This window comes from Corynebacterium tapiri (genome assembly GCF_006334925.1).
In the GTDB taxonomy this organism is placed as follows: domain Bacteria; phylum Actinomycetota; class Actinomycetes; order Mycobacteriales; family Mycobacteriaceae; genus Corynebacterium; species Corynebacterium tapiri.
The window spans coordinates 26,000-52,630 of record NZ_VDHJ01000003.1; the positions used below are offsets into that span (position 1 = coordinate 26,000).

Annotated in this window: 21 protein-coding genes; 13 read left to right on the plus strand and 8 right to left on the minus strand. The window is 63.4% G+C overall.

The window, feature by feature from the left end:
• Positions 1–121 precede the first annotated feature (121 nt).
• The 4 genes from FHE74_RS02310 to hrpA all read left to right on the plus strand — a co-directional run bounded on the left by FHE74_RS02310 (position 122) and on the right by hrpA (position 8,644).
• Positions 122–1,216 carry a PAC2 family protein gene (locus tag FHE74_RS02310; RefSeq protein WP_139464817.1) on the plus strand — a complete coding sequence of 365 codons (1,095 nt, stop codon included), beginning with the start codon at positions 122–124 and terminating at the stop codon, positions 1,214–1,216.
• Positions 1,176–3,740, plus strand: a complete 2,565-nt coding sequence (locus FHE74_RS02315; protein WP_425456315.1) for a DEAD/DEAH box helicase — start codon at positions 1,176–1,178, stop codon at positions 3,738–3,740. The genes FHE74_RS02310 and FHE74_RS02315 overlap by 41 nt, the downstream gene beginning before the upstream one ends.
• Positions 3,741–3,804: 64 nt before the next feature.
• Positions 3,805–4,743, plus strand: coding sequence for a hydrogen peroxide-inducible genes activator (locus tag FHE74_RS02320; RefSeq protein ID WP_139464821.1), 939 nt, complete (start codon positions 3,805–3,807; stop codon positions 4,741–4,743).
• A gap of 31 nt (positions 4,744–4,774) precedes the next feature.
• Positions 4,775–8,644 carry an ATP-dependent RNA helicase HrpA gene (gene hrpA, locus FHE74_RS02325; RefSeq protein ID WP_139464822.1) on the plus strand — a complete coding sequence of 1,290 codons (3,870 nt, stop codon included), beginning with the start codon at positions 4,775–4,777 and terminating at the stop codon, positions 8,642–8,644.
• Positions 8,645–8,650: 6 nt separating this feature from the next.
• On the opposite strand, the gene nrdR is transcribed toward hrpA, so the two are convergent.
• Complete coding sequence (gene nrdR, locus FHE74_RS02330; protein ID WP_139464824.1) at positions 8,651–9,106, minus strand: transcriptional regulator NrdR; 456 nt, start codon at positions 9,104–9,106, stop codon at positions 8,651–8,653.
• A 32-nt stretch (positions 9,107–9,138) separates the two neighbouring features.
• Positions 9,139–9,459, minus strand: a complete 321-nt coding sequence (locus FHE74_RS02335; RefSeq protein WP_139464826.1) for a DUF1757 domain-containing protein — start codon at positions 9,457–9,459, stop codon at positions 9,139–9,141.
• A gap of 260 nt (positions 9,460–9,719) precedes the next feature.
• Here FHE74_RS02335 and lexA point away from each other — a divergent pair, with 260 nt between their 5' ends.
• Both lexA and FHE74_RS02345 read left to right on the plus strand, forming a co-directional pair.
• Positions 9,720–10,397: a transcriptional repressor LexA gene (lexA, locus tag FHE74_RS02340; protein WP_139464828.1), complete on the plus strand. Its 678-nt coding sequence runs from the start codon at positions 9,720–9,722 to the stop codon at positions 10,395–10,397.
• 133 nt (positions 10,398–10,530) lie between these two features.
• The gene (locus tag FHE74_RS02345) at positions 10,531–11,322 is read left to right on the plus strand and encodes a DeoR/GlpR family DNA-binding transcription regulator (protein ID WP_139464830.1); all 792 of its coding nucleotides are present in this window, start codon (positions 10,531–10,533) and stop codon (positions 11,320–11,322) included.
• A gap of 14 nt (positions 11,323–11,336) precedes the next feature.
• On the opposite strand, the gene ptsP is transcribed toward FHE74_RS02345, so the two are convergent.
• Positions 11,337–13,025 (minus strand): phosphoenolpyruvate--protein phosphotransferase, encoded by a 1,689-nt coding sequence (ptsP, locus tag FHE74_RS02350; protein ID WP_139464832.1) that lies wholly within the window; start codon positions 13,023–13,025, stop codon positions 11,337–11,339.
• Positions 13,026–13,264: 239 nt separating this feature from the next.
• Here ptsP and FHE74_RS02355 point away from each other — a divergent pair, with 239 nt between their 5' ends.
• Genes FHE74_RS02355 through FHE74_RS02365 form a run of 3 tightly spaced genes read left to right on the plus strand, consistent with a single transcriptional unit; the run spans position 13,265 to position 16,560 of the window.
• A complete protein-coding gene (locus tag FHE74_RS02355) occupies positions 13,265–14,200 on the plus strand; it encodes a 1-phosphofructokinase family hexose kinase (protein WP_139464834.1) in 936 nt (311 codons plus the stop codon).
• Between the two features lie 13 nt (positions 14,201–14,213).
• Positions 14,214–16,253 (plus strand): PTS fructose transporter subunit IIABC, encoded by a 2,040-nt coding sequence (locus tag FHE74_RS02360; protein WP_139464836.1) that lies wholly within the window; start codon positions 14,214–14,216, stop codon positions 16,251–16,253.
• A 43-nt stretch (positions 16,254–16,296) separates the two neighbouring features.
• A complete protein-coding gene (locus FHE74_RS02365) occupies positions 16,297–16,560 on the plus strand; it encodes an HPr family phosphocarrier protein (RefSeq protein ID WP_139464838.1) in 264 nt (87 codons plus the stop codon).
• A gap of 515 nt (positions 16,561–17,075) precedes the next feature.
• Here FHE74_RS02365 and FHE74_RS02370 read toward each other — a convergent pair.
• A complete protein-coding gene (locus FHE74_RS02370; RefSeq protein WP_139464839.1) occupies positions 17,076–18,356 on the minus strand; it encodes a uracil-xanthine permease family protein in 1,281 nt (426 codons plus the stop codon).
• A gap of 21 nt (positions 18,357–18,377) precedes the next feature.
• Positions 18,378–19,880, minus strand: coding sequence for a GTPase HflX (gene hflX, locus FHE74_RS02375; RefSeq protein ID WP_139464841.1), 1,503 nt, complete (start codon positions 19,878–19,880; stop codon positions 18,378–18,380).
• A 51-nt stretch (positions 19,881–19,931) separates the two neighbouring features.
• Here hflX and FHE74_RS02380 point away from each other — a divergent pair, with 51 nt between their 5' ends.
• The gene (locus FHE74_RS02380) at positions 19,932–20,669 is read left to right on the plus strand and encodes a hypothetical protein (RefSeq protein ID WP_139464843.1); all 738 of its coding nucleotides are present in this window, start codon (positions 19,932–19,934) and stop codon (positions 20,667–20,669) included.
• Between the two features lie 18 nt (positions 20,670–20,687).
• On the opposite strand, the gene dapF is transcribed toward FHE74_RS02380, so the two are convergent.
• Positions 20,688–21,512: a diaminopimelate epimerase gene (dapF, locus tag FHE74_RS02385; protein ID WP_139464844.1), complete on the minus strand. Its 825-nt coding sequence runs from the start codon at positions 21,510–21,512 to the stop codon at positions 20,688–20,690.
• A gap of 10 nt (positions 21,513–21,522) precedes the next feature.
• Positions 21,523–22,596, minus strand: coding sequence for an ABC transporter permease (locus FHE74_RS02390; RefSeq protein WP_139464846.1), 1,074 nt, complete (start codon positions 22,594–22,596; stop codon positions 21,523–21,525).
• Positions 22,597–22,691: 95 nt separating this feature from the next.
• On the opposite strand from FHE74_RS02390, the gene FHE74_RS02395 reads away from it, so the two are divergent.
• Positions 22,692–23,291, plus strand: a complete 600-nt coding sequence (locus tag FHE74_RS02395; protein WP_139464847.1) for a TetR/AcrR family transcriptional regulator — start codon at positions 22,692–22,694, stop codon at positions 23,289–23,291.
• On the opposite strand, the gene miaA is transcribed toward FHE74_RS02395, so the two are convergent.
• Positions 23,260–24,159 (minus strand): tRNA (adenosine(37)-N6)-dimethylallyltransferase MiaA, encoded by a 900-nt coding sequence (gene miaA / locus FHE74_RS02400; RefSeq protein ID WP_139465129.1) that lies wholly within the window; start codon positions 24,157–24,159, stop codon positions 23,260–23,262. The genes FHE74_RS02395 and miaA overlap by 32 nt on opposite strands.
• Before the next feature lie 88 nt (positions 24,160–24,247).
• Here miaA and FHE74_RS02405 point away from each other — a divergent pair, with 88 nt between their 5' ends.
• Entirely contained in the window at positions 24,248–25,597 is a 1,350-nt protein-coding gene (locus FHE74_RS02405) for a DUF349 domain-containing protein (protein WP_139464849.1), read from the plus strand.
• Positions 25,597–26,619 carry a GNAT family N-acetyltransferase gene (locus FHE74_RS02410; RefSeq protein ID WP_139464851.1) on the plus strand — a complete coding sequence of 341 codons (1,023 nt, stop codon included), beginning with the start codon at positions 25,597–25,599 and terminating at the stop codon, positions 26,617–26,619. Before FHE74_RS02405 ends, FHE74_RS02410 begins: the two co-directional genes overlap by 1 nt.
• Positions 26,620–26,631: the final 12 nt, after the last annotated feature.

Genomic DNA, 26,631 nt, shown 5'->3' on the forward strand with positions numbered 1-26,631 from the left:
AGGAGACGACCTGGCCGAGTAAGCGGCGGGAATGATTCCGGTCTTGGTATCGTTGAGTGCTTTAAACGGGGCGCACAGTGCGCAATGTTTTGCACCGTTGAGGTAAGGAGGCCGAACGCTGATGGTCGAGAAGTCCAACATGTACGAGCTGGAGTACCCAGCTCCCTCGATGGCTCACGATTCCTCCGAGGGACCGAACATGATCATCGCGCTTAATGGATATGCCGACGCTGGGCAGTCCATCGAGCAGTCCGCATCGCACCTCAAGGCTGCCCTAGATCATCGCCCGCTGGTCTCATTTAACAACGATGAGCTGGTCGATTACCGCTCGCGCCGCCCTGCGGTCACGTTGACCGATGACCACATCGCCAGCGCCGAGGACCTGACGTTGTCGATCGACGTGGTGCGCGACAACCTGGGAACCCCGTTCCTGTTGCTGTCCGGCCCCGAGCCAGACCTGCGCTGGGAGGCCTTTACCAAGGCGGTGGCAGACATCGCGGACAAGCACGACGTCCAGAACACCATCTGCCTATATGGCGCGCCGATGACCGTTCCGCACACGCGCCCGTTGGTGGTCTCCGCTCACGGCAACAACCAGGAGCTAGTGGGCGACATGTTCCGCCTCGAGTCCACGCTGACCATTCCGGGATCGGCTTCGTTGATGATCGAGCGTGAGCTGCACAAGCGGGGGCGCAATGTTGCTGGTTTTACGGCGCACGTGCCGCATTACATTGCTGCTGGACCGTACCCGGCGGCGTCGTTACGCCTGCTCCAGTCGGTGCAGGACGCCACCGGACTGTCCTTTCCGCTGCGTAGCTTGGAGGCGGATGCGGAGCGCTCCGCTCAGCAGCTGGGAGAGTATCTGGAGTCGAACGATGAGGTTGCCCAAGTTGTTTCCCAGCTCGAGCAGCAGTACGACGAAGAGATGGAACGTTACCGGGCAGAGCACCCGAACGTTGCCATGCCGGGTGAGCGTTCCCTGCCCAGTGGCGAAGAAATCGGTGCCGAGTTCGAGCGCTTCCTCGCCTCCGTCGAGCATGAGGGTGAGGACGACGCAGCGGGCAATCCCTTCCCTGCGCTAGGCTCTGCCTCTCCTCATGAGTCTCCGGATGCCACCACGCCTGACGTCGAGAACAACTCAGAGGAGACCTCCGAGCCATCCGAGGAGTCCGATGATGACGAGGGACGCTACGGTGGACAGGGTGAATCTCGCTGAGTGCATTACTGACCTAGCTGACGTCCCGGAAGCCCACCTGGACGATGTCACCTTTGACACGTTCACGTCGTGGGTAGCCTCGCGCGGAATTAGCCTCTACCCCGCGCAGGAAGAGGCATCTCTGGCAGTCCTCGCCGGGGATAACGTCATCCTGGCCACTCCGACGGGCTCGGGTAAGTCGATGGTGGCCAATGCCTCCCACTTCTTCTCCCTAGCGCGTGGCAAGCGCAGCTTCTACACCGCTCCCATCAAGGCCTTGGTGAGCGAGAAGTTCTTCGCCCTGTGCGACATCTTTGGCCCCGAAAACGTGGGCATGATGACCGGCGATGCGACCGTCAACTACAACGCTCCGATCATCGCGGCCACAGCCGAGATCGTAGCCAACATGGCTCTGCGCCAGGGTGCGGAAGCCCCCATCGACCAAGTGGTGATGGACGAGTTCCACTACTACTCCGACCCTGAGCGCGGCTGGGCCTGGCAAGTCCCCTTGCTAGAGCTCCCGCAGACTCAGTTTGTGTTGATGTCCGCAACCCTGGGCGACACCACTGCCCTGAAGAAGGACCTCACCGAACGCACCGGACGCAAGACCACCGAGGTCACAGGCAGTACACGCCCGGTTCCACTGGACTTCCACTATGTGTACACCCCGGTGCATGAGACGATCGACAACCTCATGGCCGAGGGCAAGGCGCCGATCTACGTTGTCCACTTTTCCCAGCGCGAAGCCACCGAACGCGCCCAGGCCCTGACCAGCCTGAAGTTGATCTCCGCGGAGGAGAAGGAGGCCATAGCAAAGGAACTGGCCGGTTTCCGCTTCACCTCCACCTATGGCAAGACCCTGTCCTCACTGCTGCGCAAGGGCATCGGCGTCCATCACGCGGGCATGCTTCCCAAGTACCGCCGTCTGGTTGAGCGCCTCGCTCAAACCGGCCTGCTCAAAGTTATCTGCGGCACGGATACGCTCGGGGTGGGCATCAACGTGCCTATCCGCACCGTGCTCATGACCGGATTGGCCAAGTTCGACGGCACCCGTCAACGCACGCTGAAGTCCCGAGAGTTCCACCAGATCGCCGGACGAGCCGGTCGCGCGGGGTATGACACGGAGGGCACCGTGATCATCCAGGCACCGGAGCATGAGATCGAAAACGCGAAAGCCCGCGAACGCGCCGGGTCGGATCCGAAGAAGCTGAAGAAGATCCGCAAGCGCTCCGCCCGCGAGGGCGAGGTTACCTGGTCCCAGCGCACATTCGATCGCCTTACTGAGGCCGAGCCAGAGCAGCTGTCCAGCCAGTTCAAGGTATCCAACTCGATGCTGATTAACCTGCTCGAGCGCCACGGAAATGCCTATGAGCACGCCAAGCACCTGCTGCGCACCAATCATGATCCACGCCCGAAGCAGAATCAGGACATCCTCACCATGGTTGCCCTCATGCGCGGCCTCCTGGATGCTGGATTGGCCACCCGGCGCGAGGAACCGGACCGCTACGGACGCACGTATCACCTCACCCGTGAGTTGCCCCGGGACTTTGCGCTGAACCAGCCGCTGAGCCCCTTCGCCCTGGCCGCGCTCGATCTGCTCGATCCCGAGTCAGATACCTACGAGCTCGATCTCATCAGCGTCTTTGAGTCCATCCTGGATAGTCCCCGCCAGATCCTCAAAGCTCAGGAAAAGCAGGCCCGCGGGGACGAGATCGCGCACCTGAAGGCCGAGGGGGTGGAGTACACCGAGCGCATGGCGCTCATCGAGGAGGTCACTTACCCCCAGCCTCTGGCAGAGCTTCTCGACCAGGCCTATGACACCTTTGCCGAGACCCAACCGTGGGTCAAGGAATTCGAGCTCGAGCCCAAGTCGATTGTGCGCGAAATGATCGAGAAGGCCATGACGTTCTCGGACCTTGTTTCCACCTACCAGCTGGCGCGCTCGGAGGGCGTCGTTCTGCGCTACCTCACCGACGCCTGGCGCACCCTCAAGCACACTGTCCCGGAGGAGTACGTCACAGAGCGCCTGGCAGACATCATCGAGTGGCTCGGAGAGCTGGTGCGACAGGTGGATTCCTCGCTTGTCGACGAATGGGCGCGCATGGGTGATGAAGACACCCCGGTATCTGCCGAGGTGGTTGAACGCGAGCTGGCCTTCGGAGTCGAGGACCCCACTGCCCTGACCGCCAACCGTCGCGCCTTTACCGTCATGGTGCGCAATTACTTCTTCCGCCTCGTGGATCTTTTCGCCCTCGAGCGCGAGGAGGAATTGGCTGCCATGACCGACTATCTCGACGACGCCCCCGATTTCCCGTCTGCTCTGGACGACTACTTCGACGAGTATGACGACGTGGATATAACCCAGGCAGCACGTGGTAGCGAGTACTTCCACGTCACTGACAATGGGCGGTTGTGGACGGTGCGCCAGATCATCAAGGACCCCGAAGGGGATAATTCCTTTGCCTTTGAAGGCGTGGTCGACCTGGATGCTTCGGACGAGGCCGGTGAGGTACGTCTCAGCGAATTAACCCTATCCGAGCAGTAACAGTTTGATAGAGATGAATCTTTAACCCCTCCAGAGACTGCCAGCTTGTCTACAGTTGAAAGACATGAGTAGTAAGGAGTACCGACCAACGCTTGCGCAGTTGCGCACGTTTGTCACCATTGCTGAGCAGAAGCATTTCGGTTCAGCCGCTGCTCAGCTCGGCATTTCCCAGCCCTCCCTCTCACAAGCGCTCTCTGCACTGGAGCAGGGCTTGGATCTGCAGCTCATCGAGCGTTCTACGCGCCGGGTCATTGTGACGACCCCGGGTGAGCGCCTCCTCCCCTACGCCAAGGCAACGCTGGAGGCAGCCGATGCCTTTCTGGCTCATTCCCGCGGCGCCTCCGGCACGCTCTCTGGGCCAGTCTCGATCGGCATCATCCCCACCGCAGCGCCGTACATCCTGACGGAGCTCTTAAGAATTCTGGGCGAACGCTTCCCCAACGTCGAACCCCGCATCGTCGAGGAACAAACCGCCAGCCTGTTGCATAGGTTACGCGATGGTCAGATCGATGCCGCCTTCCTCGCTCTACCGACCGAGGCCACCGGTGTGATCGAGCTTCCGCTGTACCGCGAGCCCTTTTCCGTCGTCCTCCCAACGGGCCATGCATTGGCTGGCCGCAATGACCTGCAGGTGGCGGATCTCAACGATGTGGAATTGTTGCTTCTCGACGATGGCCACTGCCTGCGCGACCAAGTCCTTGATCTGTGCCGCAGAGCCGATGTCAACCCGATGACCTCGCTGAGTTCGGCGACCAGTGCGACCTCGCTGACCACGACCCTGCAGCTGGTCATCGGGGGTTTGGGTGCCACCCTGGTCCCCGCGTCTGCCCTCGCTCAGGAGCAGGGCCGTCCGGGCATGGCTGTGGCCCATTTCGCCCCAGAAGTTGATGCCGGCCGCACAATGGGAGTGGTGTTTCGAGGATCGTCGTCACGCGCGGAGGAATACGCACAACTGGGTCAGTGCTTTGTCGAGGCCTACGAGCGTTCCGTAGGTCAGGAGTAACCCGGGGAGGTAGTAGCATCGTCTAACGATTATGACTACGCCACCACCTGCTTCCCCGGCCTCTCGTGACGAGCTGTTCCCCGCACTCGAGGGGGTATCAATCGCCAGTGAGCGCGCTTTCCGTCGTCGCCTTAAGAAGGCTCGTTCCCCGAAGGCGCTGGCTGCGATCTCTGCAGACATAGCAGAGGCTCAGAAGTCAGTCGCCGCGATTGAGGCTGGGATTGGCGAGATCACCTTCCCGGAACAACTGCCTGTGTCGGGGCGTCATGACGACATCGCGGAGGCGATTGCCAACAACCAGGTAGTCGTCATTGCAGGTGAGACGGGCTCCGGTAAGACGACCCAGATTCCCAAGATCTGCCTGGAGCTCGGCCGCGGGCGTCGTGGACTCATCGGTCATACACAGCCACGTCGTCTTGCCGCGCGAACCGTAGCCGAGCGCATCGCCGAAGAGCTCGGACAGGACTTGGGCGAATCGGTGGGTTATGCCATCCGCTTCGACGACCGGGTGTCTGCCACCACCGCCGTGAAGCTGATGACCGACGGCATTTTGCTCGCTGAAATGCAGCGGGACCGCTTTTTGAACGCCTACGACACGATCATTATCGATGAGGCCCACGAGCGCAGCCTCAACATCGACTTCTTGCTCGGTTACCTCAAGCGACTGCTCCCCCGCCGACCGGATCTGAAGGTGATCATCACCTCGGCGACGATCGATCCCGAGCGATTTGCCCAGCACTTCAATGATGCTGAGGGCAACCCCGCCCCGATCATCGAGGTCTCCGGCCGCACCTACCCCGTGGAGATCCGGTACCGAGAGCCAGACATTGATCGTGATCCGCTGGACGCTCTGTGCGACGCCATCGAGGAACTTATGGCGGAAGGCCCTGGGGACATTCTGTGCTTCTTCGCAGGTGAGCGCGATATTCGCGATGCCATGGAGGCCATCGAGGCGCGCAAGTATCGCGGCGTAGAGGTCACTCCCCTGTTCGGGCGCTTGTCCAACCAGGAACAGCATCGCGTCTTCTCGCCCCACTCGGGACGGCGCATCGTTTTGGCTACCAACATCGCCGAGACCTCGCTCACCGTTCCGGGTATCCACTACGTGGTGGACACCGGCACCGCGCGTGTTTCGCGCTATTCCACGCGCACTAAAGTGCAGCGCCTACCCATCGAGCCGATCTCCCAGGCCAGCGCTAATCAGCGCTCCGGTCGTTGTGGCCGTGTGGCCGACGGTGTGGCCATTCGCCTCTACTCCGAGCAGGACTTTGAATCGCGCCCGGAGTTCACCGACCCCGAGATTCTGCGCACCAACCTTGCCAGCGTGATCCTGCAGATGATGTCGCTGCGTTTGGGCGAAATCTCCGAGTTCCCGTTCGTGCAGGCACCAGAACCCAAGGCCATCCGCGACGGCGTCACTCTGCTGCACGAGCTCGGAGCGGTAGCCGACAATGCACTGACACCTGTGGGCAAGGACCTGGCCGCGATCCCGGTCGATCCCCGCATGGCACGCATGCTCGTGGAAGCTAACCGACTGGGCACGCTCGATGACGTCACCGTCCTGGTGGCCGCCATGACCATCCAGGATGTGCGCGAACGCCCCCTGGAAAAGCAGGCCCAGGCGGATCAGGCGCACGCGCGCTTCAAGGACAAGAGCAGCGACTTTGCCGCCATGCTCAAGCTGTGGGACTACATCAACGACACCCGCGATGATCTCTCCGGCAACCAATTCCGCAAGCGCATGACCAACGAGTATCTCCACTACATGCGCATCCGTGAGTGGTACGACTTGGTCCGTCAGCTGCGCGGGGTGACTAAACGACTGGGCTGGTCGGAACGCGACCAGGTTGCCGGCCCCCGCGACCTGGACGGGATCCACCAGTCTCTGCTGACCGGCCTGCTATCCAACATCGGAGCGCGCGACGGGGATTCCAAGGAGTTCCGAGGTGCTCGCGGCACCAAGTTCCTCATCTTCCCTGGTTCTGCGCTGTCTAAGAAGCCGCCGGAGTTCATCATGGCAGCCGAGCTAGTGGAGACCTCTCGCCTGTGGGCTCGCGACGTCGCCGCGATCCAACCTTCCTGGGTCGAGCGCGTAGCCAAGGATCTGATCAAGCGCACGTACAGCGAGCCGACGTGGTCGGCAAAGCGGGGTGCCGCCATGGCGCACGAGAAGGCCACCCTCTACGGCGTGACCATCGTTGCCGATCGTTTCGTCCCGTACCACCGCGTGGATGCCGAGGCCTCCCGGGACATGTTTATCCGCCACGCGCTGGTCGAACGTGATTGGCAGAGCCATCACCCGTTCCTAAAGCACAACGCAGAAGCACTCGAAACCGCCATGTCGGTGGAGGAAAAGGCTCGTCGCCGCGGAATCGTGGTTGATGACGACGTACTGTTCGACTTCTACGACGCTCGAATCCCCCAAAACGTCACCACCGGCAAAAACTTCGACTCCTGGTGGAAGAAGGAACAGCGCCGTAACCCGCAGCTGCTCGACTTTGATCCCGAGAAGCTTTTCGCCGATGACGCCTCCCACGTCACCGAAAAGGACTTCCCGGAGACCTGGCAGCACGGATCGCTCACTCTCGAACTGAGCTACCGCTTCGAGCCCGGCCACCCACGCGATGGCGTCACCGTCCACATCCCGCTGCCGCTCCTGGCGGGCATCGACTCGGCCGGTTTTGATTGGCTCGTTCCCGGCGTACGCGAGGAGCTCGTCACTGAGCTGATTCGCACGTTGCCGAAGGCTTTGCGACGTTCCGTCGTACCAGCACCCAACTTTGCTGCCCGGGCTACTCCCCAGCTGGTGGCCTATGAGTCGCCGTTGGTGGAACAGCTTGCCGACGTGCTGCGCGAGCTCGGTGGCTCCGGTATTAACTCCACTGACTTCCAGCCCGAAAGCCTGCCAGCACACCTACGGATGACGTTTGCCGCTGTGGACAAGCGCGGCAAGATCGTGGACGCGGACAAGGACCTCGCCGCGCTACGTGAGCGCCAGGCTGGCCACATCACGACATCTGTGAGCAAGGCCAGCCGCAAGAGTGAATCTGCGGTGGCTAAATCCTGGACCCCGGACACCCTCGGCACTGTGCCCGAAACGGTAAAGACCACGATCGATGGTCATACCGTCGATGCGTTTCCTGCCCTGTCCATCTCGGAGCAGGGTGTAGAGGTCAAGGTATTTCCCACCAGGGCCGCAGCGGACGCCTCCATGCGCACTGCCACGCTCACCATGCTCTTGCGAAACATTTCGGTCAACGCCAAGCAGATGGTCAAGGGCCTGCCGCTGCAGCAAAAGGTCGCTATCGATAATTATCCGCACGGCGGGGCTGATGGGTTGGTCTCCGATGCCCGCGTCGCCGCTGTGCGCGACGCCATGGTTAAGGCAGGCGGGCCGGTACGCGACCCGAAGGACTTTGAGGCCCTGAAGGATAAGGTTGCCCCAGAGGTGCCCACCTTGGTTCGCCAGTCTGTGGTCGCTCTGGCCCCCGCACTCGTCGAGTACGGTCGCGTCAAAGCGGAGTTGGAAAAGTGGACCGGGCCGGCAATTGAGGACATGCAAGCCCAGTTGAACTTCATGCTCCCCAAGAACGCCCTCACCACCCACGGGATGACGCACCTCAAGCACCTCCCCCGCTATCTGCAAGCCATGACGATTCGCCTGGATGGCATGGGCTTGGATCCGGATAAGGACGCGGATCGCCAGAGCGAGGTCGACGAGGTCAAGGCCTACTTGCGGGCGCGCCTGCGAACGGCCAAGGCGGGAACGGAAAAGTCCCCTGCTGTGCGCGACATTCTGTGGGCGATTGAGGAGTTCCGGGTTAGCCTCTTTGCCCAGCGACTAGGGACTGCACACGCAGTTTCTGCCCGCCGAATCCGCAAGGCGATAGACAAGCTATAGGCAGAACTAGTCCTCGCGGTCCCGGCGGCGCATGAGGCGGATCTCGGATTCGAAGTCGGCCGCGTTTTCGAAGGACTTATACACCGAGGCGAAACGCAGGTAGGCGACCTCGTCGAGCTCTCGCAAAGGCTCCAGGATTGCCAGACCAATATCGTTGGCGTTGATTTGGGAGCTGCCCTTGCCGCGCACTTTCTCCTCTACTTGCTGCGCGAGCTTTTTCAGAGAGTCATCTCCCACTTCTCGCCCTTGGCACGCCCGGCGCACGCCGCGAATGAGCTTCTCACGGCTGAATGGCTCTGTAATTCCGTTGCGCTTTACTACCAGCAAGATGGCTTTCTCCACCGTCGTAAAGCGACCCTGACATGAAGGGCATTCCCTACGGCGCCTAATGGACGCTCCTGCGTCGACGACGCGGGAATCGATGACCCGTGATTGTTCGTGGTGGCAGAAAGGGCAATACACGTCTCAGATTCTAGTGCTCCCGCCGAGACGGACTAACGCCCAGCTACCGCAGTCACCGTTTGGGTTGGTGCACTGTTATCCGCGCCCAGGTCTGCGCCTACGACCATGCCGGTGAACACTACGAAGCCTGCTGCTGCACCAACAAGCCACGTGCGGGCATTCTCGCGCCAGCGTTCGACTCGATCTCTAGTGGAATGGTCGTCTATTGGCACACGCAGAGCCATAGGCTGTACCGGACGCAGCGTTCGCACGTTCGAATGATCCACGTCAGTGTTTGGGCTGACTGGAACATCCCAGTAGGACGGCTGGGAAACAGGGTATGTACGACGGTTAGAGGTGGTAGCGATAGTCATTGGATGATCCTTTCCTGTATGAGTTCCCCTAATGTATCGAGTGGTCTCGACAGCACTCCGGGAAATACGTTCACATGTTCGAATGTGTTCGTATGTTCGAAAGTTAACAGAGGTTCGAACGTTTGTCCACACCAAGTTCGAATGAATCGAACACAGAGGCGTAAGGTGTGCTAGAAAAGAGATCAGTCCACATAATCCCGCTTATCGATAACGCCTCTGAGGCGATACGCCGAGACCTCACCGATCAAAGGACGGACCCCATGGGTAACCCCCGCAAGAAGCCTGACATCACGACACTTTCGCCCCGCCAGAAGCGCATTCTGGAAGTTATCCGTGACGCCGTGGTGCTGCGTGGATACGCTCCCAGCATCCGTGAGATCGGCGATGCTGCAGGTTTGCAGTCCACGTCCTCGGTCGCCTATCAGCTCAATGAGCTCGAAAAGAAGGGGTTCTTGCGGCGCGACCCGAACAAGCCGCGCGCTGTGGACATCCGGCATCTCAATGACTCACCGGCCGAGGCCCCTGCCCCAGAGAAGAACTCTTCAATTCCGCAGGACGCCTCGCAGCCCAGCTACATTCCCGTGGTGGGGCAGATTGCCGCCGGCTCCCCGATTTTGGCTGAGCAGGAGGTCGACGGTTACTTCCCGATGCCAGCGGACATCGTCGGTGAAGGCGAGCTATACATGCTGCGAGTCGTGGGCGATTCCATGAAACTAGCCGGCATTATGGACGGAGATTGGGTCATCGTGCGCGCACAGCCGGTTGCCGAAGAGGGTGAGTTCGTCGCCGCGCTTCTCGACGGTGAAGCCACCGTTAAGGAGCTGCACCGCGATAGCTCTGGTGTGTGGCTGTTGCCCCACAACGAAGATTACGACCCCATTCGTGGCGATGAAGCCGAGATCATGGGCAAGGTCGTGTCGGTTTTCCGCCGCCTCTAATCCCCCTACTCCTCCCATTCAGGGGTAATCGGGCATAATTCCACACGTTTCTCCAACAATATCCGTGGGGTTGACGGCAAGATAGAGGCGTTATGTTTGCCAGCTCTTAAGTGTGGAAGAGGTAAAGCCCACCATGTACGCCGAGGAACGTCGCCGACAGATTGCGTCTTTGACTTCCGTAGAAGGACGCGTCAGTGTCGCCGAACTTGCTCAGCGTTTCGACGTCACCGCCGAGACCATTCGACGCGACCTCGCCGTTCTCGACCATGAGGGCCTGGTTAATCGCGTGCACGGTGGCGCTGTAGCAACTCAGTCATTCCGGACTTCTGAGCTTTCGCTCGATACGCGTAGCCGTTCCGCACAGCCCGCCAAGATGGCTATTGCCCGAGCGGCCGCAGATTTCCTACCTCCCGCACGGGGCGCGTTCTTTTTGGATTCCGGATCCACCACTCGCGCGTTGGCGGATATTGCAGCGGAGCGTGCAGCGGTACAGGGCTGGTCGATCGTCACCAACTCCCTGCCCATTGCGCTGAGCCTGGCTGCGCAGGAAGTTCCCGAGGTTCAGTTGCTCGGCGGGCGCGTTCGTGCGATCACACAGGCCGTGGTTGGCGACACGGCGCTGCGCACGTTGGCACTGATGCGCGCGGACGTCGCGTTTATTGGCACCAACGCGCTCTCGTTGGACCACGGGCTTTCCACTGCGGATTCCCAAGAGGCCTCGGTCAAGTCCGCAATGGTGACGAATGCCCACAAGGTGGTCGTCTTGTGCGACTCTTCCAAGTTGGGCAATGACTACCTGGTGAGCTTTGCCCCGACCTCGTCGATCGATGTGGTCATCACCGATGACCAAGCCCCCGAGTCATACCTCGACGCGCTGCGCGAGCGCGAGATCGAGGTCGTGGTGGTGCCTACTCCACGCGGATAGGCACCCGCTGGCGATTAATCCAGAACGGCAGAGACTGCGCGACGAGCGTCTTCGGCGCTGGTCGCTGCCAGGGCCGCTTGGGCCATGGCGCGGCAGGTCTCCAGGGAAACTTCTGCCAGCTGGGCACCTACACCGGCCAGTGCGTTTGCCGCAGCCGACAGCGAGTTAACGCCCATACCGGTGAGCACGCAGGCCAGCAGCGGATCAGCTGCTGCCTCACCACACACGCCCACCGGAACCTCGTGGCGCTGGCCGGCACGGCAGGTCATGTCGATCAGGCGCAGGACTGCCGGCTGCCACGGATCGGTCAGGTAGGCCAGCTGCGGCGAGAGGCGGTCCGCGGCCATGGTGTACTGGGTCAGGTCGTTGGTGCCGATGGACACGAAGTCCAGGTGCGGCATGATTTCCTCTGCGAGCAGGGCTGCAGCAGGAACCTCGATCATGGCGCCAGCGGTCAGTGAGCGCTCGGCGCACAGTCCAGCAAACCACTTGGCCTCGTCGGCGGTAGCGACCATCGGGGCCATGACCCAGGTAGTGGCACCCTCGGCACGCTCGCCAGCTGCCTGAGCCACGGCATCGAGCTGGCGGGTCAGCAGGCCCTCATTGTCACGGGCAATGCGCACGCCGCGCACGCCCAGAGCCGGGTTCTCCTCATCCTCGAAGGTGGCGTAGGCGATCGGCTTGTCGGAGCCGGCATCGAGGGTGCGCACGACGACCTTGGAGTCCCCAAACGCGGCGAAGACCTCGCCGTACAGCTTGGCCTGCTCCTCCACGCTCGGCTCAGAGGAGGTGGACAGGTAGCTCATTTCCGTGCGGTACAGTCCCACGCCCTCTGCCTGGGTGGTGGCAGCTGCGCGGGCCGCCTTGGGGTCTGCCACGTTGGCCAGCAACTGCACGCGGTGGCCGTCGCTGGTCTGGGCGGGGCCCTGCCAGGCGGCGATGCGTGCGGCGCGCTCCTGAGATTCCTTCACCAGCTCGTTGGCCACATTCTCGTCGACCTCGGTGACGATGGCGCCGGCAGCACCGTCGACAAGCACAGGGCGATCAGCCGGGATGTCACGCAGACCATTGCCAGCAGCAACGATGCAGGGCACACCGAGCTGGCGCGCGATGATCGCGGTGTGGCTGGTCGGCCCGCCAAGCTCGGTGACCAGGGCGACGAAGATGTCAGTGTTCAGGTCGGCCGTATCGGCCGGAGCGAGGTCGTCGGCAAACAGGATCGAGGGGCGATCAACGCTCGGCAGACCCGGCTCCTCGGTGCCCTGCAGCTGAGCGATCACGCGGTCGCGCACGTCTTTCAGGTCGGTGGTGCGCTCGGCCATGAGGCCGCCGGCGGCCTCAAACATGGTCACGAACTTGTCGGTCGCGCCAACGACGGCGTACTCGGCGCGCTGACCGGTATTGACGTTCTTGCGCACAGTCTTTCGCCAGCCGCGGTCGCGAACCATGCCCACGGTCGCGGTGAGCACCTCGGCGGCGTGGCCATCAGCGTTCTCTGCGCGCTCGGCCAGGCGCTGTGCCACAGCGTCGGCAGCCTCGGTGAAGCGGGCGAACTCGGCCTCGCGGGCGTCCTCGGCAACCGGCGCACCAGCGTCAGGCAGAGCAGGACGGGGCCGCACCCACACCGCGGGGGCGAAGGCCACGCCAGGAACCACTCCGGTTCCCTTGACGGCGACGTTCAGGCTGCTTGTAGCGTTGTTCACGAGTGGTGTCCCCTCATTGTCAGAGTCATCCGCAAAGATTGTTCTGGCAAAGTCTACCTACCAGTCATGGTGATAACGGGAATCGCCGCTCTGTGCCACCCGTCACTATCCCAACCTTTCCAAACCTGCAGCCCACGAAAGCAAAAGCATCCAGGCAGGAAACGTTGACTTTCCAACATGTTCGGGCAATTATGTGAGGGTAGCCATACCGACCTCTACGAGCCCCAAGGACTCACACGATGATCGTGACCTGTACTCCCAACCCGAGCATCGACACCACCGTGCACATACCCGAAGGCCTCCAGGTCGGCGAGGTCAATCGCGCGGCCTCCGTCGAACGCATCGCAGGCGGCAAGGGAATTAACGTCTCCCGCGCCGCTCACCTCGCCCGCACCGAAACGTGCGCAGTCTTTCCAGCCTCGCAGCACGACCCCTTCGTGCCCCTGGTCGACGCCACCGGGATTGCCGCCCGCCGCGTCGATTCCACCGGCGAGGTCCGCGTAAACACCACCGTCACCGACGCCAATGGCGAAACAACCAAGCTCAACGGCCCCGGTGCCGCGCTTTCCGACGCCTGTGCCAACCAACTCATCAGCACTACCGCCTCAGCCGCCGCCAACGCCCAGGCGATCGTATTGGCTGGCTCCCTGCCTCCCGGTTTGGCTATCGACTACTACGTCACAGCCAGCGCGCAACTGCACCGCCAGTGCCCGCAGGCTCTTATCGCGGTGGATACCTCGGATGCTCCGCTGCAGGCACTCGGCACACACCTGGATGAGGCACACGTCGACGTGCTCAAGCCCAACGAGCACGAGCTGGCCCAACTGAGTAACACGCCCGTGGAGTCCCTTGACGACGTCGTTACCGCAGCCCGTCACCTCATTTCTCGCGGAGTCGGTGCGGTCCTAGCTACCCTCGGCGGACATGGTGCCGTGCTGGTTACCTCCGAGGGCGCCTGGCATGCCCAGGCCGGCCCCGTCGAGGTCCGCTCGACCGTGGGTGCTGGCGATTCCTCCCTGGCCGGCTACCTTTTGGCCCGGCTTGCTGGCCTTTCGCCTGACGAGTGCCTAGCTCGCGCCGTAGCCTATGGGTCAGCAGCAGCGTCGTTAAGCGGAACCCACCTCCCGGCACCCGCCGATGCCGACAAGATCTCCGTAACCACCCAGGCCCTGTAAGGACGGCTCAGCTATGTCAGACCCCATCATCACCCCAGAGTTGGTCGCTCTCGACAGCGACCTGGGATCCACGCATACCAGCGTGATCACCCGCCTCGCCGAGCTACTTGCCGAGCAGGGGCGTACCACCGACCCACAGGAGCTCGCCCAGGCTGCCATCGCGCGTGAGGAGTCCGCCGGCACCGGAGTCCCCGGACAGGTGGCCATCCCCCACTGCCGCGTCGAGTCCGTCACCCAGCCCTCATTGGCCTTCGCGCGCCTGAGCCGAGGGGTGAATTTCAATGGCCCGGACGGCGATTCTGAACTCGTCTTTCTCATCGCCGCACCCGCCGGTGGCGGCAAGGAGCACCTGAAGATCCTGTCCAAACTCGCCCGCGCCCTGGTCAAGGGCGATGTGCGTGAGCAGCTGCGGGCGGCAGCTTCTGAGCAGGAGGTTGTGGAGATCGTCGATAAGGTCCTAAACCCCGCCCCCAAGGCCGCCGCTCCAGCCGCTGTGCCCGCGACGCCCACGGGACGCACCACAGTCGTCGCCGTCACCGCCTGCACCACCGGCATCGCGCACACATACATGGCGGCGGACGCGCTCGCCCAGGCTGCGCAGGGGCGTGACGACGTCACCCTCCACGTGGAAACCCAAGGATCTTCCGGAAACACCCCGCTCGAGCAGTCCGTCATCGACTCCGCCGACGCTGTGATCTTCGCCGTCGACGTGGCCGTGCGCGACCGCGAGCGCTTTGCGGGCAAGCCGGTGATCCAGTCGCCGGTCAAGCGCGGAATCAACGAGCCCAACCAGATGCTCGATGAGGCGATTGCCGCCTCCAAGAACCCCGACGCCAAGCGCGTGCCCGCCGGCGCGAGTGCCGCGAGCGAGTCGAGCGCTTCGTCCAAGGAAGAAAGCTGGGCCAAGCGCATCCAGCAAGCCGTGATGACGGGCGTGTCCTACATGATCCCGTTCGTCGCCGCCGGCGGGTTGCTTCTGGCCTTCGGCTTCTTGGTGGCTGGCTCGCAGGTGGCCAACGTGTGGGAGCAGGTTCTTACCACGCATTCTCTGACAAACCTGCCGGGCTCCGACATCGTTGCCGACGGCCAGACCTACAGCTTCGATCGCGCCGGCCTGTGGCTCTATCTGGGCGCAGTCCTGTTCGGCACCGGCCAGATGGCCATGCAGTTCATCGTGCCGGCGCTCTCCGGATTCATCGGCTTCTCGCTGGCTGGCCGTCCGGGCATCGCGCCCGGCTTTGTCGGCGGTGCAATTTCTGTTTTGCTCGGCGCCGGCTTTATCGGCGGTCTGGTCACCGGCATCATCGCCGGCCTGATCGCGCTTGCTATCGGTTCGCTGAAGGTTCCGCGCGTGGTGGGTTCCCTCATGCCCGTGGTGATTATCCCGCTGGTGACCTCTCTGGCCGTCGGCCTCATCATGTTCCTGCTGCTCGGCCGCCCGCTCGAGGGCATCATGACCGGCCTGACCTCCTGGCTTAACTCTATGTCCGGCTCCTCGGCCATCGTCCTGGGCATCATCCTGGGCCTGATGATGTGCCTGGATCTCGGAGGTCCCGTGAACAAAGCGGCATACCTCTTTGCCACGGCGGGCTTGTCGACGGGTGATGAAGCCTCAATGCGCATCATGGCCGCCGTCATGGCCGCTGGCATGGTGCCGCCAATCGCCCTATCGCTGGCGACCTTCCTGCGCAAGAACCTGTTCACGCCTGCCGAGCAGGAAAACGGCAAGTCCGCCTGGCTCTTGGGGCTGTCCTTCATCTCGGAGGGCGCTATCCCCTTCGCTGCAGCTGACCCGCTGCGCGTGATTCCCGCCATGATGCTGGGTGGTGCCACGACCGGTGCTGTGTCTATGGCCTTGGGGGTCGGCTCACACGCCCCGCATGGCGGCCTGTTCGTCATCCTGGCCATCAGCCCCTGGTGGGGATTCCTGCTCTCCCTGGTGGCCGGCACCGTGGTTTCCACCGTGGCTGTCCTGGCGCTTAAGCAGCTATGGCCCAACAAGGCTCTGCGCGCGATGACCAGGCAGGGTGACCCACAGGCGATTAACGCCTAAAGTGTGACCCAGAAACGTTTCGTCTTCTTCGAAAGGACCATTCATGGCTTCCAAGACCGTTAAGGTCGGCTCCTCCGTCGGCCTCCACGCCCGCCCGGCCACCGTCATCGCCGAGGCCGCCTCGGAGTTCGACGAGGACATCTTCCTCACCCTGGCTGGCGAGGACGACGAGGAGACCGACGCTGCCTCCTCCCTGATGATCATGGCTCTGGGCGCCGAGCAGGGCGACGAGGTTACCGTGACCTCCGAGAACGCTGACGCCGTGGAGAAGATCGCTGCGCTGATCGAGAAGGATCTCGACGCCTAAAGCACTTTTCGCTTGCTTAGCCGGCTCCACCTTGTACTTGGTGGGGCCGGTTTTTTGCTGAGTTCGGTCCGGGCTTGGATTCTTTCGGCTCGTCAGTAAAAGGGGTCGGCGGTCCGAAAACCCCAGGTCGCGTATCGCGGCGGGCGTTTTGGTGACGACCCGAAGCCTAGAGCACCTCCACCAACCGGGCCTGGTCGACCGGAAGCGCGACGGTCTCCTTCCGGTCGACCACGGTCGCAGCTGGAGAGCCTAAAACCCCAGGTCGCTACTTCCGGAGCGACGGGTCTGGTCGACCGGAAGCGCGACGGTTTTCTTCCGGTCGACCAGGTGTGCTGCCGAGGAGTTCCGAAATCCCTTCGGCTCGACACCTGGAGGTGTTTGCAGGCCTAAAACCCCAGGTCGCGATTCGTCGGAGGACTCCAGGTGTCGAGCCGAAGGATTTTCAAGGCCCGCACCCAACAATCGTGTTACGGGTGGGACTGGTGGGGCTGCGTCGGCGGTGATTCCGGGCAGAATTATTTCGGCTCGGCCCGCCCCTCGCCGACGTTGTCGTACGCCCAGCGCACCAGCGGGTAGCCCACCAATATCCCGATGGAGCCCCAGGCAATGCCCTCGAGCTCCACGCCAAATACCGGCAGGGTCAGGTTGCCGATTCCGGCGATCAAGGCAACAGCAGCGGCAGAGAGGTTGACCGGGTCGGAGAGATCGACCTTGTTCTCCATCCAGATCCGCACACCCAGCAGGCCGATCATGCCGTAGAGCATCAGAGTTGCCCCGCCAAGAACTCCGACGGGGATAGTCAGAATCAGCGCACCGAATTTGGGCACGAACGCTAGGGCGATGGCGCAGAAGGCAGCTACCCAATAGGCGGCGGTCGAGTACACGCGGGTAGCGGCCATGACGCCGATGTTCTCCGCGTAGGTGGTGGTGCCCGATCCGCCGAAGGCTCCGGCGAGGGTGGTGGCAAGGCCGTCGCCAAGCAAGGCACGACCAGACAGGTCATCGACGTTGCGCCCAGTCATGGAGGACACCGACTTCACGTGGCCGACGTTCTCCGCGATCAGCACGATGAGTACAGGCAGCGTGGCCGCGATGACCGGGAAGTGAAACTCTGGCGCGTGGAAGGTGGGCAGGCCGACCCAAGGAGCGTCGGCGATGGCTGCGCGAGACTCGTCGCTGATTCCCCCGACAAGCGCCGCGAAGAACCAGCCGACGATCACGCCGAGCAGGATGGACAAGCGAGAGAGCAGGCCGCGGGCAAAGACGGTGAATGCCAGGATCGCTGCCAGAGTCACAAAGGCGATCAACGGCTGCTTCTGAAAGTTCCCGGTCGCTGCGGGCGCCAAGTTCAGGCCAATCAACGCCACGATCGCACCGGTGACCACCGGCGGCATGACGGCATCCAACACGCGCCGGCCAGCCACGTGCACCACCAGGCCGACCAGCATCAACGCCACACCGGTGACCAGCACGCCACCCAGCTGCGCACCGATCCCCGACCCTTGGCTGGCAGTCAGCGGAGCGATAAACGCAAAACTAGAGCCCAAATAGCTGGGCAGGCGATTGGCGGTGATCACCAAGAAGATCAGCGTGCCCAGGCCGGAGAACAGCAGGGTGGTGTTCACCGGGAAACCGGTCAGCGTGGGCACGAGCAGGGTGGCGCCGAACATGGCCACCACATGCTGAAGCCCCACACTGATTGTGCGGGGCCAACTCAAACGTTCATCCGGAGCAACAACGGCACCGGGGGCAATGGTCGTGCCATCGCCATGCAGGGTCCAACCAAAAGATTTCACAGACCCTTATTATGTACTGCCCTAGGCCTCCACCACGAATTCGGCCAACTCGCTGGCGACTCGCTGCGGCAAACGCACGTCCACCAAGGTGCCCTGCTCGCCATATTCCTCGCTCAACACGGTGCCCACCTCGTGCAGGCGGGAAACCACGTCACCGCGAGTAAACGGCACCAGCACGTTGACCCGCACATCCAAGGAGTTGAGGTACTGCTCCACGCGGGTGGTCAGCTCGTCGATGCCCTCGCCGGTCGCGGCCGACACGTACACAACGTTGTCTCTATCCAGCACGTGACGCAGGTGAGCCAGCGTAACGGGGTCGGCGGCATCGATCTTGTTGATCACAATGATCTCGGCGGGCACCTCCTCCCCTGTCTCGCGCACGAGGTCGTAGATCACCTTGTTCACGGCCTCGATCTGCTTAAGCGGGAAGGGATCGGAGCCGTCCACAACGTGCAGTATCAGGTCGGCGCCCAGAACCTCCTCGAGGGTGGACTTGAAGGCCTCCACAAGCTGGGTGGGCAGGTGGCGCACAAAGCCGACGGTGTCGGTGAAGACGATCTGGCGGCCGTCGGTAAGCTCCGCGCGCCGGGTCGTGGGATCCAGGGTGGCAAAGAGAGCGTCCTCCACGAGTACACCCGCGCCGGTCATGGCGTTGATCAGCGAGGACTTGCCCGCGTTGGTGTAGCCTGCGATGGCGATCTGCGGGATCACGGACTCCCGGCGCGCCGCGCGTTTGACCTCGCGCGCGGTGGTCATGCCGGCGAGTTCCTTGCGCAGGCGGGCCATTTCCTGGCGCAGGCGACGACGGTCGGCCTCGATGCGCGTCTCACCAGGACCACGCAGACCCACACCACCGTTGGAACCGGCGCGGCCGCCGGCCTGGCGTGAGAGGTTGCCACCCCAACCGCGCACACGCGTGTACAGGTACTCCATCTGGGCCAGTGCGACCTGCGCCTTGCCCTCCTTGGACTTCGCGTGCTGGGCAAAGATGTCCAGGATGAGCATGGTGCGGTCAATGACCTTGGTCTTGAGCTTGTCCTCCAGCGCGATCATCTGACCGGGTGAGAGCTCGCCGTCGCAGACCACGGTGTCCGAACCGGTGGATTCCACGATCGCCTTGAGCTCCTCGACCTTGCCGGAACCGATGTAGGTGCCGGAATCGGGCTTGTCGCGCTTTTGGTAAAGCATGTCCACGACTTCGGCGCCGGCGGTCTCTGCCAGGGCGGCCAGCTCGTTCATGTTGGCGTCGACTTCGGCGCTGGTGCCGGTGGTCCATACGCCCACCAAAATGACGCGCTCGAGGCGGAGTTTGCGGTACTCGACCTCGTAGCCGTCGTCGAGGTCCTCGGCGCGAATGTCCGTCTCGCGGGTCACACGGCGGAAGGAGTTACGTTCAGCGAGGTCAAGGTCGCCAACGGTGGGTTCGGAGCCGGTCACCGGTGCGCTTTCGGTATCGCGCAGGGCTCGGTCAATCAGGCGCTCCCGCTCGCGGTCGGCGGGGCGGAAATCTTCAGTATTCGTCATTACCGGCCCATCATCTCACGTTTACACACCCCAGCGATACACTTAGCCCCCATGAGTAGGGATCTGCATAGCCTGGGCATGAGCTTTGACACGTGGCAGGAGGCCGTCGAGGCGGCGATCGCCACCAACCAGCTGAGTGTGATCGGTGAACTAAACGGGGGCCAGCTCGTTCAGTACGGCGACGCCTCCGGCGCGCTGATCACCATTCTGGCCGTCGAGCCCTTTGCCACCTTCGCGGGCTTCCAGGCGGAGACCCAGACGTTTGGCAATGTGACCATGCTCAACGACGTCCTCGCGTTCTGCGAAGTTCTCGATCCGCGCGGCAAGGTCATGACCGCCGTGACCGCCAACCTGGTACAGGGTCCACTGCTGGCAGAGCTGCCCACCCAGGAATGGCAGCAGCTGGGTATTACCGCTTTGACCATTGAGCACGCCGTCTACGAGAGCGCCCAGACCTACGAGGCGCAGACCGGCCAGCCTCTGGGCATGTTGCTCTCGGAGGGCGCGCAGGTCGTGGCCGCGGGCAACGGGAGCTCGGCACCCGATGCCGCCGCCCAGTTCTCTGCCCGCGTGCTGGAGGCCGAGTACCGCCACAACCAGCTCACCGGCCAGCGCTTTATCCACGCCATCGTCGACGGGGCTTTCCCCTTCGACGTCTGCCTGCCCGATAGCCCGCAGCTACCGGCCAAGGATTCGGTTATCGCCGGCACCGCGGTGATGACCGCCATGGTGCTCTCCCCCGTCGGCGGCGGATGTGGCGGCTGCGGCGGCAGCTGCGGTTGTAGCTAGCTCGCTTATCGACGCCTTTTAAACCACCAAGTGCCCGCGCGCCACGATGCGCGAGGGGCCGGTGAGGGTGCAGTTTTCATCCTCGATGGTGACCTGTACCTCGCCGCCGGGAACGACGACGGTCACGCTTCCGGTTGCCTGGCCGGCGTCGGCAAGCGCGGCGCGAGCGGCAGCCACCGTGCCGGTTCCGCAAGAGCGGGTCTCGCCCACCCCGCGCTCCCACACGCGCATGTGCACGCGGCCGTCCTCGAGAGGTGTGAGCACCTCGACGTTCACGCCCGCCGGGAAGAACTCCGGGTCGAACTCGGGGGCGACCAGCTCGAGGGCCTCCAGGTCCGATGCGGTCATGCCCGGAACCACGCACGCCAGGTGCGGATTGCCCACATCCACACCGAGGCCGGCAAAGTGATGCGAGCCAATCAGCGCAGTGGACACGCCGGTGACCTCCGCGGCGCCCATGCCCACGGTCACGCTGGCCTCGCTTTCAGTAGCCGAGTGCACGGTCACCTCCCGCTCGCCGGCGCGGGTACCGATGCGGAAGCTGCCCTGAAGCCCCTCTTCCACCGCCAGCCAATGCGCGAAGACGCGCACGCCGTTGCCACACATCTCGGCAATCGAGCCGTCGGCATTGCGGTAGTCCATGAACCACAGCTCGGGATCGCATTCGGCGTCAACGTGCTTGGCACGCACTACGCGCAGCAGTCCGTCGCCGCCGATGCCGGCGCGGCGGTCGCACAAAAAGGCCACGGTATCGGGACTTAAGTCGATCTCCCCGTGCTCATCGGGGATGATCACAAAGTCGTTTTCCGTACCGTGGCCCTTGGCAAAAATCCGTGCAGTCATGCCAGCAATGCTAGCGCGAGTCCCCATCTGCCTTGGTCTTGCGAGCGTGCCCCAAAAGAAGGAAGGCAAATCCCATCGCGACCCAGCCAGAAAGCACCAGCCAGGGGTGCGTGGTGGAGGCCTCGGGGAAGAAGGTGAGGTCGCGAATCAGCGTGTTGGTCGCGCCTGGGACAAAGAGCTGACCGATTTCGCCCCAGCTACCAGGCAGGAATGCGCTGGGCAAACTTGTTCCGGAAAGTGGGATACCCAGGAGCATGGTGAGTACCGCGCCGACGCCGATGCCCGCCTTGCCAATCAGATGAGTCAGACCGGTGATAAGGGAGACCGTGGCTGCCAGGCTCAGAGTCAGCGCGCCCCAGATGGCAAAGTTTGCCTCTGGCAGGAACCCGAATCCGTTGTGGATGATGGCCAGCAGCAGGGATCCGGCAACGGTGGAGTACAGAGCGACTGCCCACACGCGGCGCCACGTACCTCGGATCAGGAGCGAAATCAGAGCACCTCCCATGATGCTGCCGATGGTCAGCGGGAGCGCGGCGAGCTTCAAGCCCATTCCTTGCGGGTCGCCAGCGCTTTGCGGCACGACCTCGGTGATCGTCGCACCCTGCAGGGCCTGGCCGGTCAGCTGCGGTGCCATCTCAGGGTGTTGCTGGATTGCCTGGCCGATGCGGGCCTTCTCCATGCCTTGGGCGGTGTCGGTGATCATGCCGGTGATCGCGGCGTCGCCTGCCGGGGCGGTCAGCGCTTCAAGGGACGCTCCGGGCTCAGTGGGAAGGACGAAGGCACCGTAGGCGTCGCGGTGCTTGATGTTGTCGATCGCCTCTTCGCGGGTGTCCACGCGGTGCAGCTCGAAGGGCATCTCCTGGCCCTGCGCCTGGGCGGCTTGCTCGGCCTGCTCTTCAAAGGCGGCGAAGGATTGCTCGCTGGCGACCACGTCAACGTCGATGCCGTGGGGCTCGGCGGTGTAGGCCGGCCACAGGAAGGCCAGCACAACGAGGCTCACGATGGCAACTGGAATCAGTGCCGTCAGGGTGGTCTTGAGCCACGAGGTGGGCTCATTCTTGGGTGGTGTTGCGGCGGTGGACATATCCCCTCCTCAAAACGAATGTTCTTTCTGTTTGGAGATCATGCGCTCGCATTCCGGGATTGTCAAAACGAACGTTCGCTCTCTATGATCGGGTCATGCCGAAAATCACCGAAGAGCGACGTCAAGCCCAGCGCACCAAGATCCTCGACGCCACCATCGCCGTGATCCAGCGCAAGGGCATCGCCGAGATGTCCATGGGCGACGTCATCGCCGAATCGGGGCTCTCAGCAGGCGGCATCTACGGGCAGTTCACCAACAAGCGGGAGCTTTTGGCCACCACCGCCAGGGTGCTCCATGACCAGCGCGTCAGCTACCTCCAGGCCGCAGCCGCTGCGACGCCACTCTCCCATCCCGCCGACGTGCTCACCGACCTAGCTAATCGCAGCTTCGGCGAGGGCGATCTGCAGGCCCCCGCCCTCCAGGTGTGGGCGTATGCTGCGGCGCATCAGGATCAGTTCCCGGAATCGAGCACCTTCAAGGACGCCATCACCTCAGCGCTCATCGACTATCTCCAGGCTTGGTACGCCCACCGCGGTGCTACGGACCCGGAAGCCATCGCCCGCGAGATCACGCCCGCGGTGCACACCTACCTGGCCGGGATCATCGTCCACTCCACGCTGAACAGCTACTCCGCGCACACCCTCAAGTCCGGCCTCGAAGCCCTTATCGCAGCGCCGCTAAAGCCTGAGCACTGACGTCACCGCTCGCATCAATCCAGGTAATCCGCGGGTCGCGCTTAAACCACGATCGCTGCCGGCGCACGTAGCGCCGCGTTCCGGTGGTGGTCTTCTCGCGTGCCTCAGCCTCGCTCATCTCACCAGCCAGAACCTGCAGCACCTGCGCGTAGCCGATCGCGCGGCCGGCGGTGGAATCGGCAACGAGCCCTCGCTTATCGACGAGCTCACGCACCTCCTCCACAAACCCCGAGTCAAACATCTCGTTGGTGCGCTGCTCGATGCGCGGATTCAACCACTCAGCCTCCGTGGCCAGCCCGATGACCTGGGCGTTCCAACGCGGCGGGGCGTCCTTGGGCGGCTGCGAGGCGGCGAATGGCTTGCCGGTGAGCTCGATGACCTCGAGCGCGCGCACGGTGCGGCGCGGATCCTTGTCCTCGATCACCTCGGCCGCGGCCGGATCGACCTGGGCCAGCTCGGCGTGCAGCGCATCCACGCCGATCTCCTCGAGCCTGGCCTGATAACGGGCGCGCACGGCTGGGTCGGTGGGCGGGAAGGCGAAGTCGTCGATAAGCGCCTGGTAGTACAGCATGGACCCACCCACGAAGATGGGCCGAACCCCGCGCGCCATGATCTCCTCGGCCGCCTCAACGGCCATTTCCTGGTAGCGCGCGACGGAGGCGGTGGTGGTCACATCCAGGACGTCGAAGAGGTGATGCGGGATGCCGCGGCGTTCGCTGACTGGCAGCTTGGCAGTGCCGATGTCCATGCCGCGGTACATCTGCATGCTGTCGAGGTTGATGATCTCGCCGCCGGTGCGTTTGGCAAGCTCGAGGCTGAGCGCGGTTTTTCCGGAGGCGGTGGGACCAACGATGACGAGGGGGCGAATCACAGGTGTTAAGACTACGGGGCGGTATATATTGGTTCGAGACTGCCCGCAGCCTGCACGTGTATCGACTGTGAGAGACTAATTAACCATGACCATTGAGCAACCGAACCAGCCCACCTCGACCCCGAAGCCGGGGCCCAAGCCAGGCCCTAAGCCAGGTCCGAAACCGGGCCCCAAGCCAGGGTCGAGCGGTGTTCGCCCGGTGCCGGTGGCAGCACCGGTAACTGCTAACCCGCAGGAGTTCGGCCGCGTGGATGAGTCCGGAACGGTGTACCTCAAGACCAAGAGTGGCGAGCGTGCCGTGGGCTCTTGGCAGGCTGGTTCCCCGGAGGAGGGCCTGAAGCACTTTTCTGCCCGCTTTGCGGATCTGGCCACCGAGGTGGAGCTGCTCGAGGCTCGCGTGAAGGCCAACCCGAGTGAGGCGGCGGCGATCCGCACGCAGGCCGCAGCACTGCTCGAGGGGTTGCCCACTGCTGCCGTGGTCGGGGACGTGGACTCGCTGGAAGCGCGCCTGAAGCAGGTCATGAACCACTCCATTGAGGCCGGCGAGCAGGCGAAGCAGGACAAGCAGCGCCGCCGCACCGAGGCGATTGCTCGCAAGGAGGCGCTGGCCGCCGAGGTCGAGGAGATCGCCGAGAACTCCACCGAGTGGAAGGCCGCGGGCGATCGTATCCGCGAGATCCTGGATGAGTGGAAGACCATCCGCGGCATTGATCGTCAGACCGACGACGCGCTGTGGAAGCGCTACTCGCGTGCCCGCGATAGCTTTAACCGCCGCCGCGGAGCGCACTTCGCCGAGCTCGATCGCGGCCGCGCAGCCGCCAAGCGCAAGAAGGAGGAGCTGGTCGAGCGTGCCGAGGCCCTGTCCGCCTCCACCGACTGGTCCGAGACCGCCCGCGCGTATCGCGACCTGATGAGCGAGTGGAAGGCCGCCGGACGCGCTCCCCGCGAGGCCGATGACGCCCTGTGGGCCAAGTTCCGCGCCGCCCAGGATGCCTTCTTTGGTGCGCGCGACAAGGTCAACGCCGAGCGCGACGCCGAGTTTGCTGCAAACGCCGAGGCCAAGGATGCGCTGCTGGCCGAGTACGACGCCCAGATCGATCCCGCCAAGGGCCTGGGTGCTGCGAAGGCCAAGCTGCGCGAGCTGCAGGACAAGTGGGACGAGATCGGTTACGTGCCGCGTAACCAGGTCCGCGAGTACGAGGACAAGATCGCCGCGGTGGAAAAGCGCGTTGCCGACGCCGAGGACGCGCAGTGGCGTCGCACCGACCCGGAGGCTCAGGCGCGCGTGGCCCAGTTTGAGGCCAAGGTTGCGGACTTCAAGGCCCAGGCAGAGGCTGCCGAGGCCAAGGGCAAGGCCGCCAAGGCCGCCGAGCTGCGCGCTCAGGCCGAGCAATGGGAGCAGTTCGCTGCCGCTGCGCGCGCCGCGGTGAACTAGTGCACCTGGTTCAGGTTCCGGCAGCAGAGTGCGACCTGCTGCGCACCTTCGTCTTCTCCTCCAATCTGGCCGCCCAGGAGCTCACGGGTGACGCGGCGGCCTCAGTGGACATCGAGCGCGTGATTACGCGGCTCAAGGGTTCCGACGAGTCCCGCGCCGTCTTGCTCGCCGCGCTGGAAGCACCTTCTCTGGGGGATCTTGGCGAGCTTGGCCTTCCCGTGGTGCGTGGTGAGGCAGATGCCCTCGGGTTCGTGTGGCTCACCCTGCCGTTGTTGGAGGACACGGACACACTCGAGCTCGATGTGGTGCTCGCTCCTGACTTATTGCCCCTGCCGGGCGAGGAGTTGGAGCCGGAGGCGCGCGAGGTGACTGAGGCGCTTATCGACGCTTCTTTGCACGCCGCGCCTCTATTTGGGCGCGTGCGTCTGCAGTGGTGGACGGATCGCGCGCCGGGTGGCGAGTGGGAAGAGCAAGTAACCGTGGCGCAGTATGTGGTGGATCTCTCCGCCGTGCAGCTCGGCGCTGCTACGGAGCACTCAGTTCTGCGAGACCTGGACTGTGGAGAGCACACACACGATGTTTGCCGGCTGCTGAGCATCTTCTCCGAGGACGAGGACACCGGCAAGCTCGTCACCGAGCCCATCCGCTGGGACGCCGAACGCCTACGCGGTGCCCGAGAACGCCTGCTGGATCGGCGCGACCGCGATCTCATCGTGTTGCTGCGTGACAGCGCGGGCCGAGCACTAGCGCTGGCCCAGGCCACCCACCACGAGGGCACCACTGTGGCGGAGCTCGGAGCGGTGGTGGTCGAGCGCGATCAGCGCGGCCACGGGCACGGCCGCCAAGCCCTCGACGCGCTACTCCATTCCATGCATCTGCACTGGCCGCACATAGAACACCTGTACGCGGCCGTAAACGCACAGGACGCCGCAGCATTAGCCCAGCTCAACGCGCTGCACGCCCGCGAGATTACGCGGCTGACCTGCTTCGAACACCGGGGGTACACCCCCGCAAACGAATAACTCGCGTGCATT

What these genes read in the sequence shown, in the direction of transcription:
- FHE74_RS02310 (WP_139464817.1), top strand. Translation starts at nt 122, where the DNA reads ATGGTCGAGAAGTCCAACATGTACGAGCTGGAGTACCCAGCTCCCTCG.
- FHE74_RS02315 (WP_425456315.1), top strand. Translation starts at nt 1,176, where the DNA reads ATGACGAGGGACGCTACGGTGGACAGGGTGAATCTCGCTGAGTGCATT.
- FHE74_RS02320 (WP_139464821.1), top strand. Translation starts at nt 3,805, where the DNA reads ATGAGTAGTAAGGAGTACCGACCAACGCTTGCGCAGTTGCGCACGTTT.
- hrpA (WP_139464822.1), top strand. Translation starts at nt 4,775, where the DNA reads ATGACTACGCCACCACCTGCTTCCCCGGCCTCTCGTGACGAGCTGTTC.
- FHE74_RS02335 (WP_139464826.1), bottom strand. Translation starts at nt 9,459, where the DNA reads ATGACTATCGCTACCACCTCTAACCGTCGTACATACCCTGTTTCCCAG.
- lexA (WP_139464828.1), top strand. Translation starts at nt 9,720, where the DNA reads ATGGGTAACCCCCGCAAGAAGCCTGACATCACGACACTTTCGCCCCGC.
- FHE74_RS02345 (WP_139464830.1), top strand. Translation starts at nt 10,531, where the DNA reads ATGTACGCCGAGGAACGTCGCCGACAGATTGCGTCTTTGACTTCCGTA.
- FHE74_RS02355 (WP_139464834.1), top strand. Translation starts at nt 13,265, where the DNA reads ATGATCGTGACCTGTACTCCCAACCCGAGCATCGACACCACCGTGCAC.
- FHE74_RS02360 (WP_139464836.1), top strand. Translation starts at nt 14,214, where the DNA reads ATGTCAGACCCCATCATCACCCCAGAGTTGGTCGCTCTCGACAGCGAC.
- FHE74_RS02365 (WP_139464838.1), top strand. Translation starts at nt 16,297, where the DNA reads ATGGCTTCCAAGACCGTTAAGGTCGGCTCCTCCGTCGGCCTCCACGCC.
- hflX (WP_139464841.1), bottom strand. Translation starts at nt 19,880, where the DNA reads ATGACGAATACTGAAGATTTCCGCCCCGCCGACCGCGAGCGGGAGCGC.
- FHE74_RS02380 (WP_139464843.1), top strand. Translation starts at nt 19,932, where the DNA reads ATGAGTAGGGATCTGCATAGCCTGGGCATGAGCTTTGACACGTGGCAG.
- dapF (WP_139464844.1), bottom strand. Translation starts at nt 21,512, where the DNA reads ATGACTGCACGGATTTTTGCCAAGGGCCACGGTACGGAAAACGACTTT.
- FHE74_RS02390 (WP_139464846.1), bottom strand. Translation starts at nt 22,596, where the DNA reads ATGTCCACCGCCGCAACACCACCCAAGAATGAGCCCACCTCGTGGCTC.
- FHE74_RS02395 (WP_139464847.1), top strand. Translation starts at nt 22,692, where the DNA reads ATGCCGAAAATCACCGAAGAGCGACGTCAAGCCCAGCGCACCAAGATC.
- FHE74_RS02405 (WP_139464849.1), top strand. Translation starts at nt 24,248, where the DNA reads ATGACCATTGAGCAACCGAACCAGCCCACCTCGACCCCGAAGCCGGGG.